At 58.6% G+C, this 370-nt stretch carries 1 protein-coding gene; it reads left to right on the top strand.

What is annotated here, in order from left to right; translation table 11 throughout:
- Positions 1-370 (top strand): hypothetical protein (locus F8B77_RS17905; protein WP_208846186.1); only part of this gene is annotated, 370 nt, incomplete at both ends.

Here is a 370-nt window from a genome sequence, read left to right as displayed (position 1 = left end):
TTGCCAACGCCGTTGAGGTTCAAGTTTCTGCGCCTGAGCGTCTGAGTATTGAGATGGTGCCAAGTCTGTCGCCGATCCCTCAAAATGAGATCTTGGGCGTCACGGTGCTTGAGTCGCCAGCGAATGCGACGCTGAGCTACCAGTGGTACCGCCTACAAGGTCGTGTTGGCGAGGTGGATAGCTGGCCGGCCAGCAGCGCCATCACCGGAGAAACTGGGGCTAACTATCAGGTGCAAGCCGCGGATCAAGACCGTTATATTGGGGTGCGTGTCAGTGATAGCGGCTCAAACCTGCAGACTGGCGTGTTGTCGGCTGCGCGAGTGGCCAGCGTCACGACCGGTGACAGCTTAAGTCTGGTGGCGAGCATCAG

The sequence above is a fragment of the Aliivibrio finisterrensis genome (assembly GCF_008933155.1).
In the GTDB taxonomy this organism is placed as follows: Bacteria; Pseudomonadota; Gammaproteobacteria; order Enterobacterales; family Vibrionaceae; genus Aliivibrio; species Aliivibrio finisterrensis.
This window is presented reverse-complemented; position numbering and strand designations above follow the sequence as displayed.